This is a genomic window from Streptomyces sp. PT12 (assembly GCF_003311645.1).
Lineage (GTDB): Bacteria > Actinomycetota > Actinomycetes > Streptomycetales > Streptomycetaceae > Streptomyces.
Map to the genome: position 1 here is coordinate 71,633 of NZ_QEST01000096.1, position 14,981 is coordinate 86,613.

Here is a 14,981-nt window from a genome sequence, read left to right on the forward strand (position 1 = left end):
AACACTGGAGCATCGTGTCTGAGTCCGTCCCCGCACCGTCCCGTCGCCCCGGGGAGGCCGCGCTGGCCTCGCTGGGCTACGCCCTCCCGGCGGACGACCCCGCCGACGCCTCCCCCCACGCCTTCCCCGACGGCGGCACCTGGCGCACGGAGATCCCGTCCGTCGAGGGCCCCGAGGCCCTGGCCACCGTGCTGAAGGAGGCCACCCGCCTCGATGTCCCCGTGCACCGCATCAGCCAGGGCAGCGGCGTGTGGATGCTCACCGACGGGGAGATAGCCGACATGGTCGGCGCGTGCGCCGACGCGGGCGCCGAGCTGTGCCTGTTCACCGGCCCCCGCGGCACGTGGGACATCGGCGCCTCGACCCGCAGCGCCTCGGGCGGCGCGGGGCTGCGCGCCCGCGGCCAGGGGGCGCTCGCCGGGTGCGTCGAGGACGCCCTGCGCGCCGCCGAGTTGGGCGTGCGCTGCCTGCTGGTCGCCGACGAGGGCGTGCTGTGGCTGCTGCACCGGCTGCGCGAGCGCGGCACGCTGCCCGCCGACACGACGTTCAAGGTCTCCGCGCTCGTCGGCCCCGTCAACCCCGCGTCGGTCTCCGTGCACGAGCGCCTGGGCGCCGATTCGGTCAACATCCCCTCGGATCTGACCCTGGAGCACCTCACCGAGATCCGGCGCGTCAGCGGCGTCCCGCTGGACTTCTACCTGGAGGCGCCCGACGACCTCGGCGGCTATGTCCGGATGTATGACATCGCCGAGCTGATCAGACGCGGCGCGCCGATCTATCTGAAGTTCGGGCTCAGCAAGGCGCCCGGCATCTACCCGTACGGCGGCCATCTGCGCGAACTCACCCTCCAGACCGCGCGGGAACGGGTCAGGCGCGGGCGGCTCGCCCTCGACCTGCTCGCCCGGCTCGGCGCCGACCGCGGCATGTCGCCGCCGGGGGCGAGGCTCCCAGGGCCGCTGCGCCGCTTCTCCGACGGCGGCTGATTCACGTTCGACGGCTGACTCCCCGTCAGATCTCCGCGGCGGGGGGCTTGTCCTGACCATTGACACGCCCCTCAACCGCCGTTAGCGTCGCGCCAGTTCAAACATGGTCCGACATTTTCCAACGGAACAGTCCAAGGGAACACCCCAAGGGAACAGCCCAGAGGAACGACCCGCAAGACCAGCACGGTTGCACCACCGGCACCATCCGGCACGACCAGTACTGAAGACGTTCGATCTCTCCGAGAGGACGTAACCCCATGTCGCGTTTCCGAGCCGCAACAGTCCGCGCCGCCGCGGCGGCCACCGTTCTCGCCCTCGCCCTCGCGGGGTGCGGTCAGGACAGCGAAGGGGGGTCGGAGGACGAGCGAGATCCGGGTGAGGAGGGCGGCACGATCGGGATCGCGATGCCGACGCGGTCGTCCGAACGCTGGATAGCCGACGGCGAGAACATGGTGGCGCAGTTCGAGGAGGCCGGATTCGACACCGACCTCCAGTACGGCGAGGACCAGATCGAGACACAGATCAGCCAGGTCGAGAACATGATCGCGCAGGGTGTGGACCTGCTGGTGATCGCGGCGATCGACGGCGCCTCGCTCGGCAATGTCCTCTCCCAGGCCGCGGACGCCGAGATCCCGGTGGTCTCCTACGACCGGCTGCTGATGGACAGCGAACACGTCGACTGCTACGCGACGTTCGACAACGAGCAGGTCGGCGAGCTCCAGGCGCAGTACATCGTGGACTCCCTCGGCCTCGCGGACGGCGAGGAGGGCCCGTTCACCGTCGAGCTGTTCGCGGGGTCACCCGACGACAACAACACCCGGTACTTCTTCGACGGCGCGCTCAGCGTTCTCCAGCCGTATCTGGACGGCGGCCAGCTCGTGGTGCGATCCGGCCAGACCGAGCTGAACGCCGTGACCACCGAGCGCTGGTCGGGCTCGGAGGCGCAGGACCGGATGGACGACCTGCTGACGGCCGACTACCGCGGCGAGCGGATCGACGCGGTGCTCTCGCCCTACGACGGGATCTCGCTCGGCGTCATCGCGGCGCTCAAGAGCGTCGGCTACGGCACCGAGGCGCAGCCGCTTCCCGTGGTGACGGGCCAGGACGCGGAGCTGGCGTCGGTCCAGTCGATCGTCGCGGGCGAGCAGACGCAGACGGTCTACAAGGACACCCGCGAGCTGGCCAGGCAGGCCGTGGCGATGGGCCAGGCGCTGCTGAACGGCGAGGAGTGCGAGGCCAACGACACCGAGACGTACGACAACGGCGTCAAGGTCGTCCCGTCCTTCCTGCTGGAGCCGGTGAGCATCGACGCGGAGAACTACCAGCTGCTGATCGACGAGGGCTACTACACCGAGGCCGATCTCGCGTCATGACCAGCGAACCGACCGGCCCCGTGCTTCAGATGCGGGGCATCACCAAGGCGTTTCCCGGGGTGCGCGCCCTGGACGGGGTGGACCTCACCGTCGCGCCCGGGGAGATCCACGCGATCTGCGGGGAGAACGGCGCGGGCAAGTCCACCCTGGTGAAGATCCTCTCCGGGGTGCATCCGCACGGCAGCTACCGCGGCGAGATCCTGTTCGAGGGCGAGCCCTGCCGGTTCCGGGACATCCGGGCCAGCGAGGCGCGCGGGATCGTGATCATCCACCAGGAGCTCGCGCTGATCCCGCAGCTGTCCATCGCCGAGAACATCTTCCTGGGCAACGAGCGCGCCGGGCGCGGCGGGATCATCTCCTGGTCCGACACGCTGCGCGAGACCGAGGCGCTGATGCGCAGCGTCGGCCTCACCGGGGAGCACCCCCAGACCCCGGTGGCGGCGCTCGGCGTGGGCAAGCAGCAACTCGTCGAGATCGCTAGGGCGTTGGCCAAGCGCGTCAGGCTGCTGATCCTGGACGAGCCGACCGCCGCGCTCAACGACGAGGACTCCCGCGAGCTGCTGCGGCTGATCACCGGGCTGCGGGAGCAGGGCATCGCGTGCGTCCTGATCTCCCACAAGCTGGGCGAGGTCCGCCAGGTCGCCGACACCGTCACCGTCCTGCGGGACGGGCGGACGGTGGAGACGCTGCCCATGGCCACCACGTCGGAGGAGCGGATCATCCGCGGGATGGTGGGGCGTGAGCTGGAGCAGTTCTACCCGGAGCGCACCCCGTACACCGGCGAACGCGCCGGGCAGGTGGCGCTTGCCGTCTCCGACTGGACCGTGCGGCACCCGCTCGACCAGCAGCGCCGCGTGGTCGACTCCGTCTCGCTCGAGGTGCGGCACGGGGAGATCCTGGGCCTCGCGGGGCTGATGGGCGCGGGCCGCACCGAGCTGGCGATGAGCGTCTTCGGGCGCTCGTGGGGGCGTTACGAGCGCGGCACCGTCGCCGTGCACGGCCGCGAGGTCTCCACGCGGACGGTCTCGGACGCGATCGCGAGCGGCATCGCGTATGTCACCGAGGACCGCAAGACCTATGGCCTCAACCTCCTCGACAGCATCGCGCGGAACATCTCCCTCGCCGCCCTGCCCAAGGTGGCCCGCCGCGGATTCGTCGACGAGCACGCCGAGACGCGCGTGGCCGAGGGGTTCCGCGGCTCGATGAACATCAAGACACCCACGGTCTTCGAGCAGGTCGGGCGGCTCTCCGGCGGCAACCAGCAGAAGGTCGTGCTGTCCAACTGGATCAACACCGGGCCCGAGGTGCTGATCCTGGACGAGCCCACGCGCGGCATCGACGTGGGCGCCAAGTCCGAGATCTACACCGTCATCGACCAGCTCGCCGCCCAGGGCAAGGCCGTGATCGTCATCTCGTCCGAGCTGTCCGAACTCCTCGGCATCTGCGACCGCGTGGCCACCATGACCGCGGGCCGCCTCACCGGAATCCTCGACCGCGCCGAAGCCACCCAGGAGGCGCTCATGCGACTGATGACCGGCACCGACGAGCAGGCGGGAGCGGGAGCGTGAGCCCTGTCATAGGCAAGCTGACCACCGTCGTGGCCAGGTCGCTGCGCACCAACATGCGGCAGTACGGGATGCTGATCGCCCTGGTGGCGCTGCTGGCCGTCTTCCAGATCTGGACCGGCGGCGACGTCCTGCTCCCCCGCAACGTCTCCAACATCATCAACCAGAACGGCTACATCCTGATCCTCGCGATCGGGATGATGATCGTCATCATCAACGGCCATATCGACCTCTCCGTCGGCTCGATCGCCGGGTTCTCCGGGGCCGCCGCGGCCGTGATGATGCTCGAACACGACATCCCCTGGCAGCTCGCCCTCTTTCTCGCGCTGCTGATCGGCGCGGCGATCGGCGCGTGGCAGGGCTTCTGGATCGCCTATGTCGGGCTGCCGTCGTTCATCGTGACGCTGGCGGGCATGCTGCTCTTCCGGGGCGCCACCCGCATCCTCCTCGAAGGCCGCACCTGGTCGGGGCTGCCCCAGGGGTTCCAGGACATCAACCAGGGCTTCCTGCCCGAGGTCGGCCCCGACACCAACTACCACAACCTCACCGTCCTGTTGGGCCTGGCCGTCTGCGCGGTGGTGGTCATCCAGGAGTGGCGGACCAGGCGGCAGCAGAGGGACTACGACCTCAACGTGCTGCCGCGCGAGCTGTTCGTGCTCAAGTGCGCGGCGATCGTGGCGGCCGTCATGGCGTTCTCCCTCACCCTGGCCAGCTACCGCGGCGCCCCCGTCGTCCTGCTGATCCTCGGCGGGCTGCTGGTGCTGCTCGGCTTCGTGATGCGCAACTCCGTCATCGGCCGCCATGTCTACGCCCTGGGCGGCAACCGCGCCGCGGCCCAGCTGTCCGGGGTGAAGTATCGCCGTGTCACCATGGCGGTGTTCATCAACATGGGCGTCCTCTCCGCGCTCGCTGGCTGCGTGTTCACCGCCCGCACCGGCACCGCCACCACGGGCGCGGGGAACCTCTTCGAACTGGAGGCGATCGCGGCGGCGTTCATCGGCGGCGCCTCCATGAGCGGCGGCGTCGGCACCGTACTCGGCGCCGTCATCGGCGGCCTCGTCCTCGGCGTCCTCGACAACGGCATGCAACTCCTCAAGATCGGCGAAGACTGGCAGCAGGTCATCAAGGGCCTGGTCCTCCTCATCGCCGTCGCCTTCGACGTGTGGAACAAGCGCAGGGGCCTCACCAGCCGGGCATGACACACCGGCGGGGCGCGGCCCGCGGGCTCCTGACGTCACCGAACTCCCTAGGAGCCCTTGTCTCATGTCCCCTTCACCGACGACGCCCCCGAGCACAGCCCACGCCATGGCTCCCGCCGACGCGCCCCCGCGGCGGGAGCCGTTCGGCGCGCTGCCCGACGGTACGCCCGTGGCCCGCTGGACCCTGGCCAGGGGCGGCACACGCCTGGGCGTGCTCGACCTCGGCGGCATCGTGCAGACCCTGGAGGTGCCGGACCGCCAGGGGCGCGTGGCCAACGTGTCGCTCGGCTTCGCCACCGCCGAGCCCTATATGACCGACTCGCCCTACTTCGGGGCGCTGATAGGGCGCTTCGGCAACCGCATCGCCCAGGGCCGCTTCACCCTCGACGGCACCACGCACCAGGTGCCGGTCAACGAGGCACCGCACAGCCTGCACGGCGGCGAGACCGGCTTCGACAAGCGCCTGTGGGACGTCACCCCGAACGGGCCCGCGGGGCTGGCGTTGCGCCTGACCAGCCCCGCGGGCGAGATGGGCTTCCCCGGAACGCTCTCGGTCACCGTCGCGTACACGCTGGAGGAGAACGGCGCCTTCCGCATCGACTACCTGGCGACGACCGACGCCCCCACGGTGGTGAACCTCACCAACCACACCTATGTCAACCTCGGGGGCGAGGGCTCGGGCCCGGTCGCGGGGCACCGCCTGGCGCTGGCCGCGAGCCGCTATCTGCCCGTGGACGCCACGCTGATCCCCACGGGCGAGCTGGCCGATGTGCGCGGCACACCGTTCGACTTCAGGGCGGCCAAGCCCATCGGCCAGGACCTCCGCGCGGGGCACCCCCAGCTGCTCGCCGCCCAGGGATACGACCACTGCATGGTGCTCGACAAGGGCCCGACCGAGACCCCAGGGCACGCGGCGACGCTGCACGACCCGGGCTCAGGGCGGGTGATGACCGTCTCCACGACCGAGCCCGGCGTGCAGCTCTACAGCGGGAACTTCCTCACCGGCTCGCTCGCCGGGCCATCAGGGCGCGCCTACCGGCAGGGCGACGCCGTGTGCCTGGAGACCCAGCACTTCCCCGACGCGCCCAACCGGCCCGCGTTCCCCTCGACCGTGCTGCGCCCCGGCGAAACGTTCCGCTCGACCACGGTGCACGGCTTCACGGCACGGTAGGCGCGTCCGGCAGCTCCTCGATCGCGATCGTCGGATAGAGCGCGCGCATGTGGCCGCAGCGGGGGTTGGGGGCCGGGCCGCAGCCGGGGTGGGCTCGCGTTGGCGCCTACGCCGGCAGCACCCAGATCGGGTTGCTGTAGAACCACAGGTCGAGCCACGGGTCGGCGTCGCCGAGGACATCGAGGGCCGGGCCCGCGGGGTCCACGCCCGCGCCGTTCAGTCCCGGCTGGCTCCGACGGCCGTCCGTGCCGCGCAGGCGGACATAGAGCGGGCGGTCGACGCGGCCCAGGCGGTGGGTCAACGTGACCTCGCCGGTGGACTCGTTGACGTCGAACGACTTCACCACCCGCGTGTCGGGGGCGTGGAAGGCGTCCCTGTCGTCCGCCTCGCCCGTGACGACGCCCTGGATGACGTCGACGCGCGCCAGCTCGGGCACGAAGCCCGCCCAGTTGGGGCCGTTGGCCAGGGACACCTTGATCGTCAGCTCGACCTCGGCGCCGCGCCTGACGTGCAGGGTGCCGCCCAGCGTGGCCGAGCGGTTGCCGCCCCGCAGCCGTGCGTCGAGCCCCGAGATCAGCCCGCCGTGGTCCACCCAGATACGGCCCGCACGGATGCCCTCCATGACGGCGGAGTAGGTGAACCCGGTCGCGCCGACATGGGTGCGGCTGTACTGGCCGGGCCAGAAGTCGCCCGCGGTCAGGTTGAGCCCTGAGCCGCGGTAGACGGGGTCGGAGTGGAAGCCGTTGGCGTCGAAGTCGGTGTCATCGGGCCTGGTGGCGGTGTCCGCGTAGTTGACGTGCGAGTCGGAGTTGGCGGAGATGGACCACGCCTTGCCCTCGGAGAGCAGGCTGTCCCACAGGCCGCCCACGGTCGCCGTCATCCAGTCGAAGCCGCCCCAGGTGCGGTAGCTCTCGGCCGGGTAGCCGGGGAACGAGTTGGGCCCTGGGCTGCCCGCGTAGTAGCCGCGCCCGCCGCCCGGGCCGTGCGGCTCGGGGATGCCCGCGGCCTGGTGGCCCGGCGCGCCCTCGAAGCCGACGGCGATGCGCGGCTGCGCGTCGCGCCACGCGCGGATCTCGTGCGGGGAGTCGACGCCCTGGCGCGAGGGGTGGTTGGCCAGCATGAGCGCGTCGCGGACCGCGCGGCGCCGCACCTGCCCGGCGAGGAAGTCGAGCCCGGCGATGGCCAGGGCCTCGTTCTGCGGGGTGTTGCCGCTTGCGTTGTTGACGCTGCCGTCGTAGTCCGTCTCGAACCGCTTGAGGACATCGACCTCGTTGCGGCCCGGGTGCACGAACACGGTGCCGTGCTCGGCGGCCGGGATGTTCCACTCGAGGCCCTGGAAGACCAGCGTGTCCTCGTGGGCCGAACGGGCCGCCACGATGTCGGGGTTGACGCGCTCGACGCCGATCCTGGAGTGCTGCGCGCCGCCGTGGTCGGTGATCACCATCCAGTCGAGGCCGTTGCGGGCGCCGTTGCGGACCTGGTCGATCACCCGGTACTGGCCGTCGGAGCTGTACTGGGTGTGGATGTGGTGGTCACCGGCGAGCCACAGCAGCCGCCCGCCGCCGTTGCCGCCGCCGTCGGCGGGGCGGGCCGCCGCGGTGCCCGCACCGGCACCGGCGAGCACGCCAGCCCCGGCCACGCCCGCGCCGAGCAGCCCGGCGCGGCGCAGCATCGAACGGCGGGAGAGCTGGTCGGGGTCGAGCTCGCTGTCGGGAACGGCCGGGTCCATCGCCGCGGGCAGCGGTCTGGAGTCGTAAGCCTCGTCGTGGTCGTGCGCGTGGTCGTGGTCGTGCGCGTGGTGGTGGCCGTGACCGTGGTGATGCCCCATGTGTGCGCTCCCAGGTGGTTCATGCCGGAACTTCGGTATGTCTGCCGGGGGCACTCTTGGGGCACCGAGTGAACGCCGGGTGAGAAGCGGGGGGCGGGCGCCATAACGCTCGGCGCGCGCCCCCCGCCCGCGCTCAGGCCAGCCGGATCACGTTCCAGGACAGCGGCTCGAGACGGGCCGTCAGCACCCCTTCGGCCAGGGTCGTTCCCGCGCTCTGGCGCGGGGTGACGCGGTCGGGGTCGGCCGCGGTGTTGCGCGCGTCGGGGTCGGCGTCGGCCAGCACGCTGTGCTCGACGACCTCGCTCAGGCCCAGGCCGCGCAGCGTGACGTCGAGCGGCAGCGAACGGGTCAGGTCGCGGTTGACGGCGAAGATCGTGACCGCGCCCGTCTCCTCGTCGCGCACGGCCGTGGCGTGCAGCAGGTCCACCTCGCCATAGCGCTCGGTGGTGTGGCGCGGGCTCTCGGGCCGCACGTCCAGGACGGTGCCGCGCCCGTACCGCGACGCCTGTGCGAAGGGGTGGAACGTGGTCTGGCGCCACGCGGCGCCGCCGGGCTCGGTGGCTATCGGGGCGATGACGTTGACCAGTTGGGCCAGGCAGGCCACCTTGACGCGGTCGGCGTGGCGCAGCAGGGCGATCAGCAGGGAGCCGAAGACGACGGCGTCGGTGACGCTGTAGTTGTCCTCCAGCAGCCGGGGCGCCTCGGCCCAGTCCTCGCCGCGGCCCTCGCCGGAGAGCGTGGGGGCGCTGCCGTCCTGGTACCAGACGTTCCACTCGTCGAACGAGAGGTTGATGCGCTTGTCCGACTTCAGGCGCGCGCCGACGTGGTCGGCGGTGGCCACGACGTTCTCGATGAACGACTCGGTGTCCACGGCCGAGGCCAGGAAGGAGTCGCGGTCGCCGTCGCGCTCGTAGTAGTAGGCGTGCAGGGAGACGTGGTCGACCAGGTCGTAGCAGTGGGACAGGACGGTCGCCTCCCACGCGGCGAACGTCTCCATCGTCTGAGACGAGCTGCCGCACGCGACCAGCTCAAGGCCGGGCTCGATCTGCCGCATGGCGCGGGCGGTCTCCGCGGCCAGGCGGCCGTACTCGTCCGCGGTCTTGTGGCCGGTCTGCCAGGGGCCGTCCAGCTCGTTGCCCAGGCACCACAGCCGGATGCCGAACGGGTCCTTGTCGCCGTGCGCGACGCGGCGCTCGGACAGCTCGGTGCCGCCTGGGTGGTTGGCGTACTCCAGGAGCTCGATGGCCTCGGCGACGCCGCGCGTGCCGAGGTTGAGCGCCATCATCGGCTCGCCGCCGACCTTGCGGACGAAGTCGATGAACTCGCTCAGCCCGAACTGGTTGGTCTCCGTGGACCGCCACGCCAGGTCGAGGCGGCGCGGCCGCTCCTCCTTCGGGCCGACGCCGTCCTCCCACTTGTAGCCGGAGACGAAGTTCCCGCCCGGGTAGCGAATCGCGGTCACCCCCAGCTCCCTGACCAGGTCAAGGACGTCACCGCGCAGGCCCTCCGCGTCGGCGGTGGGGTGGCCCGGCTCGTGGACGCCCGTGTAGACGCAGCGGCCCAGGTGCTCCACAAAGGAGCCGAACAGGCGCGGGTCGACGGGCGAGACGGTGAAGTCGCGGTCGAGGGTGAAGCGGGCGGAGTGCGGTGCGTCGCTCATGCGAATCCCTGGTCGGTATTTCGTGCAACGATCGGAGTTGCGAACAAACGGTAGAAGCGGGCCGTTCACCCGTCAACAGGGCGAACGGCCCCGTGCCGCGCGTCACTGTCCCGCGAGCCCGGTGTGGGCGACGCCGCGCACGATCTGCCGCTGGAAGAAGACAAACACGATCAGCAGCGGCAGCCCGCCGATGATCACGGACGCCATGACCTGGGCGTAGCGGACGCCATAGGTGGACTGGACGTTGACCAGGCCGACGGGCAGCGTCATGGCGTTGGGGTCGGTGGTCACCAGGAAGGGCCACAGGTGTTGGTGTTGTAGTAGAGGACGATCGGGTGCGTGTCGAGCGGCACCGCGTACTGCCGCCCCTCGACGGCGCCGCGGGTCCACAGGTTCTCCGGGAAGTCGGCCGGTGTGACGCCGTGTTCGGCCAGCAGGTCGAGGTCGAAGGGATTCAGCAGGCGGCCGGGCGCGAACCCGGTCAGCCGCGCCATGTGCAGCACGGCCACCTCGGGCGCCCGGCCGCCCGCGCCCGCCATGCCCAGCTTGGTGTAGTAAGGGGCGCCCCACTCCAGCGTGGCGTCGTCCAGGTGGATGCCGGGGTGCTCGGCACGGAAGGCGTCCAGCATGGCGGCCATGTTGACGCCGTCGCCGCCGCCGAAGAGGTGCCAGTAGCGCAGCCGGGTCTGCCCCGCGCCACCCGTGCTGGGCGCGACGCACCCGGCCGCCCCCACGGCGGCCAGCGCCCCCACCCCGGCGAACGCCCCGAGCAGCGCCCGGCGACTCGGCCCTGGCGGTGACAGGGATGATCCAGGCGGTGACAGAAATGGTCCAGGCGGTGACAGAGATGAAGGATTCATGACGCGGCCCGCCCTCATGTTCGTCATCCCGAACGGAGATCGGAGATACGAACGAGAACGTAGGTGCGCCCGCGCCCGGGGTCAACGGGTTGGACACAGAAGAAAAGAGGGCCGGATCGACGACCCGGCCCGTTCCCTTAGCCAGCGAACGGCGGCTGTGCGACGCCATGGCCCGCGTTCGGGAGGACCAGGACCGAGCCCGCCAGGGGCTCGCTCGCCCGGTCCGTGCCGGTCGCGGCCGTGGTGATGTACAGGTCGCGCAGGTCGGCGCCGCCGAACGCGCACGCCGTCGGGCGCGACACCGGCACCGCGACCTCGCGGTCGAGCGCGCCGTCGGGCGTGAAGCGGCGGACCGCGCCGCCGCCCCAGAACGCCACCCACAGGCACCCGTCCGCGTCCACGGTCATCCCATCGGGGGCGCCGGAGAGCCCCTCGGTGTCCACCAGCGTCCTGCGCCCGCGCACCCCACCGCCGTCCGTGACGTCGAACACGTCAACGCGCCGGGTCGGGGTGTCGATGTAGTACATGAGCGAGCCGTCGGGGCTCCAGCCGATGCCGTTGCTCACCGTGGCGTCGGACACCACGAGCGACGCCGAGCCGTCGGCGAGCACGCGCGTCAACGTGCCCCCGCCCGGCGCCTCGTCGTACCGCATCGTGCCCGCCCACAGCGAGCCGTCGGGCGCGACGGCGGCGTCGTTCCCCCGCCGCCCCGGCACCGCGTCCCGCACCAGCCAGCGGAACGCGCCCGCCTCGTCGTAGAGCCCGACGCCGTCCCGCAGGTTCACCACCAGGCCGCCGCCCGCACGCGGCTTGGCCGCCCCGACGTGCTGCTCCGTGGTCAGCACGGTGCGGCGCCCGCTGCCCGGGTCGTAGTGGTGGATCCGGGAGGTGAGGATGTCCACCCAGATCAGCCGCCCCGTGGCCGGGTCCCATGTGGGCCCCTCCCCCAGCTCGGCCCGCCCGCGCACCGCCGTCTCCAGCGTCCTCACCACGTTCTCCGCCCCTCCGACGTCGATCAGCCGCGGCCGTGGTGGCCGAGGCGTTCGGACAGCTCGTTCGCTCCCTTGACGGCCAGCTCCGCCAGCTCCCGCTGCCGGTCCGCGCTCCAGCGGATCATCGGCACCGAGACGCTCAACGCCGCCACCACGCTCCCCGCCCTGTCCCTGACCGGGGCGGCCACGCAGCTCACATCGGGGTTGGACTCCCGCTGCTCGGACGCCAGACCCCGCTCCCTGACCTCGGCAAGCACCTCGCGCAGCGCGCTCGGCGAGGTGATCGAGTTGGGCGTCATCCGCGGCAACTCGCCCTCGGGAAGCCGCTTGTGAAGCTCCTCGTCGGACAGCGAGGCCAGCAGCATCTTGCCGACGGCCGTGCAGTGCGCGGGCAGCCGCCGCCCGGCCGCGGACACCATCCGCACCGCGTGCGTGCTGTCCACCTTGGCGATGTAGATCACATCGGCGTCCTCGAGAACGGCGACGTGCACGGTCTCCCCACAGGTCTCCGCCACCGACCTCGCCACCTGCTGCCCCTCGGCCGCCAGATCGAGCTGCTCGGCATAGCGGCTGCCGAGCTGATACGTGCGCACCCCCAGCCGGAAGCGCCCCGGCTGCTCCGGGACCGGCACCAGATACGAGCGGGCCGCCAGCGTGGTGACCAACTCGTGGACCGTGGTCCTCGGCAGCTGGAGCCGACGGGTGATCTCGGGCGCGGACAGCGTTCCGTCGCCCTCGAGGAATAGCTCCAATATGTCCAACGCCCGGCTCACCGCCGGTACGCGACGCCCCATGCCCGTTGCCTCCGCCGCTCAAGTGTTCGGCATCCCGGTCGAGCGCCGGGATGCCGAACTTACGCTAACCACCGCCCGTCACCGCGGGCAATGGCGAAGACAACGCCCGTAAGGTACACACCTCACGAAGCCTGCCGGTCGCTCCCCTCCGCACCGCCGTGACCACCGACCGAGCGTAGCCTCTCGGCCACCGATCCCGGCAGCCGGTCACCCGCCCGGTCGGCGACGGCGCCCGCCGCCCTCGCCGCGGCCTGCCGCCCCGACTGGGCCGCGGAGTCCACGGTGTTCCGGACGGCGGGGTTGGCCAGCAGCCGCTCCGTCCTCTCCTTCAACTGCTCGTAGCGCTCCCGCCCTGCGCGGGCACCGAGGACGTAACCCACCGCCACTCCGGCCATGAACGTCAGCTTGCGCATGGGACGTTTCCCTTCTCCCGTCTCGACAACCGGGTAGCCCGGATACCGATTTCGATGCACCGCCTCACATGCGCTAATCTATGGGCCGCGGCAGGGACACGCCCCACCAACCGGTGAGCGTCCCGAAGCGGCGCAGTCCCCTGTAGCTCAATTGGCAGAGCAGCCGGCTGTTAACCGGCAGGTTACTGGTTCGAGTCCAGTCGGGGGAGCATCTTCCCGCCGTCACCTGAAGGGCCCCGTCCGGGGCCCTTTCCTCGTTTCGAGGCATCACTCCCCCGCGGCCGGGAACCGATCACCCATGCCCGCAGTCCCACCCTGCGTACGAGCCGCCCCGACCCGGGCGGCAGATCGTATGAGCAGCTATGCTGCGGCAGACGGCGCGCACAGATGTGCGCGGCACGCCGTGACGGGGCGGTAGCTCAGCCGGTTAGAGCAACGGACTCATAATCCGTCGGCCGTGGGTTCGAGTCCCACCCGCCCCACCCCCGGTCCCCGGGGGCTCAGCCGGAGAGGGTGTAGGTGCGGCCCTCGCGGCCCCACTCGCCGAGCCACGGGGTCTGCCCCGCGTCCATCGCGCGGATGCAGGGCCTGCCGATATGGGCGTACACCACGCGCCCGACCCGGTGCCTGGCCGCCTCGGCGGCGACCTCGCGCACGCTGGCGTGGCCGCCGACGCCGCCGCGGAACGTGATCGGCCGCGTCCAGGACGACGCGTCGGCGAAGAGCAGCCCGGCGCCCGCGGCCCAGGCGGGGAACCTGCGGAACTCCGGCGCCCAGACGGCCAGCAGGCCGTCCAGCTCGATGCGGTAGCCGAACGTCGGGTGCGAGGTGTGCTCGACCGGGCGCGCGCGCAGCCGGAGCGCGCCCAGGGTGAGGTCGGCGGCGCGCGCGGCGAGGCCGCGCTCGGCGGCCATCCGCCGCAGCGGCGCGCGGAGTTCGGCCTGTTCGTCGGTGACGAGCCAGGCGTCCACGCGCGGCGGCGGGTCCGCGCCGGGGCCGCCGTCCAGGACCACCGCGTGGCCCGCGTGCCGCACCAGCAGCCCCGCGGGGGCGAAGCGCGGCGAGTTCATGGCGCCGACCCCGAGCAGGGTCAGCCGCAGGTGCTTGGGCAGCGCTCGGCCCTCCGTGGTCGGCTGATCCGGCCGTGGCCGCACCGTAAGGCCCGCCACGCGGCGCCACCGCGGACCCCTCCCCCGGTCGGCGCGCCGCGGGCCGGGGACGGCCGCGGAAGCGGTCGGGGAATCAGGGGCTCAGGGAGTCGTGGCGGCCCGGTCGGAGTCGCCGCGCAGCACGCAGAACTCGTTGCCCTCGGGGTCGGCGAGGACCGCCCAGCCCGTGCCGTCGGGGTTCCGGTGATCGGCGACAAAGGTGGCGCCGAGGCCGAGCAGCCGTTCCACCTCCTGCTCGCGCGAGGTCTCAGGGCGCAGGCACAGATGGATCCGGTTCTTGGTCGTCTTGGGCTCGGGCACCTGGTTGAAGTACAGCGCCGGGCCCTCCGCCAGCCGCACCTCGGTCTCCGGATCGCCCGGCTTGTCCTCAGGATGCAGCGGGCGGCCGGTCACCGCGCTCCAGAAGCGGGCCAGCTCATAGGCGTCCGCACAGTCGATCGCCACGTTCTGCACTGCCGAGACCATGGGTGCGAGCATGCCCGATGCCCGCTCCCGACGCCACCGAGTTGCGCCCGTGCCGCCCCTGGGCGGCAGGGCGCGCTGTGGAGACTCACCGGATCGGCCCGGCAGCTCGATGCCAGCCTCATCCGCCTGCCCGCCGAGGGCCGCGTCGACGAGCACCGGGAGAGCGGCCTTGACGTGCTGCTGCTCGTCCTCGCGGGCGCGGGGACCCTCGTCGACGGCGCGCGGTCGGTGCCGCTCACGGTCGGCGCCCTGGTCTGGCTGCCGCGCGACGCCCGCCGCTGCGGCGAGCGGCTCGCGACGAGCTGACCACCCCGCCATTTCGGGGACGTGTTCGAGCGGTAACGGAACGCTAGGGACCGGGATCAACGGGGAACGCTCCCCTGGTGAATCGCGCCGCGCGGTCCCACGCGTGGCTCTCGCCAGCTACTCCACAGCCACCGACGCCCCCACCGTCAGCGAGCCCTCAGCGAGCGAGGAATGCCGTGCCCCGGAGCTGCCTGGTCCAACTC

General features: G+C 71.8%; 13 protein-coding genes, 2 tRNA genes and 2 pseudogenes. 8 read left to right on the forward strand and 9 right to left on the reverse strand.

Annotated elements, in window-relative coordinates:
* Positions 1-11: 11 nt before the first annotated feature.
* The 5 genes from DEH69_RS11335 (at position 12) to DEH69_RS11355 (ending at position 6,291) form a co-directional block, all read left to right on the forward strand.
* Positions 12-983, forward strand: coding sequence for a hypothetical protein (locus tag DEH69_RS11335; RefSeq protein ID WP_113686812.1), 972 nt, complete (start codon positions 12-14; stop codon positions 981-983).
* 257 nt (positions 984-1,240) lie between these two features.
* Positions 1,241-2,356: a multiple monosaccharide ABC transporter substrate-binding protein gene (gene chvE / locus DEH69_RS11340; RefSeq protein ID WP_113686813.1), complete on the forward strand. Its 1,116-nt coding sequence runs from the start codon at positions 1,241-1,243 to the stop codon at positions 2,354-2,356.
* Positions 2,353-3,924 (forward strand): sugar ABC transporter ATP-binding protein, encoded by a 1,572-nt coding sequence (locus DEH69_RS11345; protein ID WP_220131226.1) that lies wholly within the window; start codon positions 2,353-2,355, stop codon positions 3,922-3,924. The genes chvE and DEH69_RS11345 overlap by 4 nt, the downstream gene beginning before the upstream one ends.
* 53 nt (positions 3,925-3,977) lie before the next feature.
* Complete coding sequence (gene mmsB, locus DEH69_RS11350) at positions 3,978-5,120, forward strand: multiple monosaccharide ABC transporter permease (RefSeq protein WP_113686914.1); 1,143 nt, start codon at positions 3,978-3,980, stop codon at positions 5,118-5,120.
* Between the two features lie 106 nt (positions 5,121-5,226).
* Positions 5,227-6,291 (forward strand): aldose epimerase family protein, encoded by a 1,065-nt coding sequence (locus DEH69_RS11355; protein WP_258534593.1) that lies wholly within the window; start codon positions 5,227-5,229, stop codon positions 6,289-6,291.
* A 106-nt stretch (positions 6,292-6,397) separates the two neighbouring features.
* On the opposite strand, the gene DEH69_RS11360 is transcribed toward DEH69_RS11355, so the two are convergent.
* The 7 genes and pseudogenes from DEH69_RS11360 to DEH69_RS11390 all read right to left on the reverse strand — a co-directional run bounded on the left by DEH69_RS11360 (position 6,398) and on the right by DEH69_RS11390 (position 12,838).
* Positions 6,398-8,119, reverse strand: a complete 1,722-nt coding sequence (locus tag DEH69_RS11360) for a PHP domain-containing protein (RefSeq protein WP_113686815.1) — start codon at positions 8,117-8,119, stop codon at positions 6,398-6,400.
* 133 nt (positions 8,120-8,252) lie between these two features.
* Positions 8,253-9,779, reverse strand: coding sequence for an alpha-N-arabinofuranosidase (locus DEH69_RS11365; protein ID WP_113686816.1), 1,527 nt, complete (start codon positions 9,777-9,779; stop codon positions 8,253-8,255).
* 102 nt (positions 9,780-9,881) lie between these two features.
* A pseudogene (locus DEH69_RS11370) lies at positions 9,882-10,085 on the reverse strand (carbohydrate ABC transporter permease); the annotation flags it as partial.
* A 5-nt stretch (positions 10,086-10,090) separates the two neighbouring features.
* A pseudogene (locus DEH69_RS11375) lies at positions 10,091-10,552 on the reverse strand (extracellular solute-binding protein); the annotation flags it as partial.
* Between the two features lie 224 nt (positions 10,553-10,776).
* On the reverse strand, positions 10,777-11,628 hold the full coding sequence (locus DEH69_RS11380; RefSeq protein ID WP_113686916.1) for an SMP-30/gluconolactonase/LRE family protein: 852 nt from the start codon (positions 11,626-11,628) through the stop codon (positions 10,777-10,779).
* A gap of 26 nt (positions 11,629-11,654) precedes the next feature.
* Positions 11,655-12,425, reverse strand: coding sequence for an IclR family transcriptional regulator (locus DEH69_RS11385; RefSeq protein WP_113686817.1), 771 nt, complete (start codon positions 12,423-12,425; stop codon positions 11,655-11,657).
* A gap of 122 nt (positions 12,426-12,547) precedes the next feature.
* The gene (locus tag DEH69_RS11390; RefSeq protein WP_113686818.1) at positions 12,548-12,838 is read right to left on the reverse strand and encodes a hypothetical protein; all 291 of its coding nucleotides are present in this window, start codon (positions 12,836-12,838) and stop codon (positions 12,548-12,550) included.
* Positions 12,839-12,974: 136 nt separating this feature from the next.
* Between DEH69_RS11390 and DEH69_RS11395 the strand changes: the two genes are divergently transcribed.
* Positions 12,975-13,047 (forward strand) — tRNA-Asn (locus DEH69_RS11395).
* Between the two features lie 199 nt (positions 13,048-13,246).
* Positions 13,247-13,320, forward strand: a tRNA-Ile gene (locus DEH69_RS11400).
* A gap of 18 nt (positions 13,321-13,338) precedes the next feature.
* Here the strand turns inward: DEH69_RS11400 and DEH69_RS11405 are convergent.
* Positions 13,339-14,007 carry a hypothetical protein gene (locus DEH69_RS11405; protein ID WP_258534594.1) on the reverse strand — a complete coding sequence of 223 codons (669 nt, stop codon included), beginning with the start codon at positions 14,005-14,007 and terminating at the stop codon, positions 13,339-13,341.
* Positions 14,008-14,088: 81 nt separating this feature from the next.
* Entirely contained in the window at positions 14,089-14,472 is a 384-nt protein-coding gene (locus tag DEH69_RS11410) for a VOC family protein (RefSeq protein ID WP_113686819.1), read from the reverse strand.
* Between the two features lie 174 nt (positions 14,473-14,646).
* Here DEH69_RS11410 and DEH69_RS32595 point away from each other — a divergent pair, with 174 nt between their 5' ends.
* The gene (locus DEH69_RS32595; protein WP_258534595.1) at positions 14,647-14,778 is read left to right on the forward strand and encodes a hypothetical protein; all 132 of its coding nucleotides are present in this window, start codon (positions 14,647-14,649) and stop codon (positions 14,776-14,778) included.
* Positions 14,779-14,981: the final 203 nt, after the last annotated feature.